The organism is Flavobacterium cheongpyeongense, assembly GCF_003202435.1.
GTDB classification, from domain to species: domain Bacteria; phylum Bacteroidota; class Bacteroidia; order Flavobacteriales; family Flavobacteriaceae; genus Flavobacterium; species Flavobacterium cheongpyeongense.
The window spans coordinates 1-2,227 of sequence record NZ_QJHK01000042.1; the positions used below are offsets into that span (position 1 = coordinate 1).

The following is a 2,227-nucleotide window of genomic DNA, read 5'->3' on the forward strand; positions in this document are numbered from 1 at the left end:
CCTGTGAGGAACGCTTGTAAGTGATAGAACCCGAGTTGTTGTTTAAATTGTTAATTTGCACCAAACTGGCATTATTTTCAAATGTTAAACTTCCATTAACCGTTACTTCATTTGTAATGGTTAAGGTGCGTCCTGTTTTTATAGTAACTTTCGTGTCACTTCCTGAAACCCGGCAACTACACCCATATAAATCAACATTAGGATCTACAGCAGGAGGATAATTTGCTGTAAAAACGATGTTTTGATCTAGAGTAGGTAGGGATCCCGTTGACCATCCAGTTCCATTCCATGTATTGGTTGTCTGACTGATAATTGAAGTGCCAGTTGTTAAAGGTGATTTACATCCACTGCTGTTATCGGTCACTTTAAAAGTATAGGTTCCAACTTGTAAACCAGAGACCATTGTTGTGGATCCGGAACCAGAAGTATTTACTGTACCGCTTCCTGAATTCATTTCTAAGGTCCATGAACCTGAAGGTAAATCGCTTAATACAATAGTTCCTAATGAATTACAAGTTATATTTTTTATTGTCCCTACTCTTGGAGGTGTCAATAAGTTTGTTATAGTTGGTACATCATCTCCGTTAGTTTGTCCAGAAATATCTTCAACCGTATTTAATGAAGGATCTATAGCTGTAACTTTTGCTGAATTGGTAACCCTTCCTAAAGCCACATCAGTACCATTAATAGTATAATCTGCGGTCAAAGTTGTCGTTGCACCGACAGCTAGAGAGACAATTGGCGAACCTGATATTGTACCAATCATAGGATCGGTGACTACTATATTTGTCAAAGGAACTTGTCCGGTATTAGTAACTTCAAATGTATATCTAATTACACTTCCAACACCGCATCCAATTAATTCGGCTTTTTTTACCAAAGCCAATTCTGCTGTTTTTAAGGATCCTTTATTAAAAGCAATGAAAGCACAATCCGAACCTCCTGAAAAATTAACTACAAACCTATCAATTTGTGCTGCATTTGCAGCTGTAATGCCAAAAGATGATAAATCCATCCCAAGCAAACGAATTTCTCTAGTATCATTAGCTGGATAAGTAGCTGGAGTACCATTATTAGCGTTAAATAAATCCAGTCGGTATGTTCCAACAACGGGAATAGAACTAGAATTAAAAGCCACATTTACAACATTCCCTACAGTTACATCATTGACATCAACAAACTTAAATGTATCCACTGTAGAATTCGGTGATGCAACTTGGGTAACCACTATATCTGGTCTATTGTCAGCAATTGCACCTATTTCTACATTATTTGTCCCAATTTTAAATGAAGAGGAACCAGAAAGTATATTTGCAATTCCAGTTCCTAGTGCCAAACCATTAATACCATCTGTCAGCCTTGAGGCTAATTCGGAAGGAAGTGAAGTACTCCCTGAGATAGGAGGTGTCAGTATCCTGCCTGTTAAGGAACCATCTATCATTGATCCCTGTAGAAAAAAAGTCCCTGAACCATAATTTAGGGACTGAATTTTTAAAGCCCTGAAAAGAGTGTTTTCGAAAACAACTGAATTTGTTGTTAAAACGCTATTATTAACACCCGTAGAATAGGTTTTACCTCCCCATACAAAGGCTAGCAAGTTATTTTCGGTGTTTGGCTGATTAGCAACTACACTAGTAGCAGAACTTGATGTAAAATATCCATTCCAATCGGTATAAATTCTTGTTACACCAGTTTGGCTTAAAGTTTTAGAAGTGATAAGAAAAAAAAATAAAAGGACAAACTTTACATGTAAAGTTCGTTTCAAAAGTATTTTTTGAATCATTGTGGCAGGTAGTATTTAATTAAATTTTGGCAATTAATTTATACTGAAATTTTAGGCCGAGTTTAATTTAAGATTAAAGATATATATAAAATCTGTCTTAAATTAAACATATAGTGCACAAAAATAAATAGTTTTGTTATAGGTTCTTTGTCTAGCAAAAATAAATTCGATTAAAATCATAAATATTCGATGTAATACGTTTTTTAAATACAAAAAAAAAAAAAATTATAGGCAAAACCCTATTTAAAAATTTTCACTTTTAATCTAATTATAAAAAACAACGGCAAAAATTTATCTTTCAATGAAATTAATACCATAAAAAATCCGATAACTTTCGCTATCGGATTTTTAAATCTATGTTGTTTTAGTTGCTATTTAAAGATTACTTTTTTGGTTGTCTGGTAACCATTGTCCAAAACTACTTTTACCAGTAAAACCTGATGA

At 33.9% G+C, this 2,227-nt stretch carries 1 protein-coding gene; it reads right to left on the reverse strand.

Annotation, left to right across the window (positions count from 1 at the left end; all coding sequences use genetic code 11):
• A partial coding sequence (locus DMB65_RS21810) for a DUF7507 domain-containing protein (protein ID WP_449403998.1) occupies nt 1-1,783 on the reverse strand: 1,783 nt, incomplete at its 3' end.
• Nucleotides 1,784-2,227 lie beyond the last annotated feature (444 nt).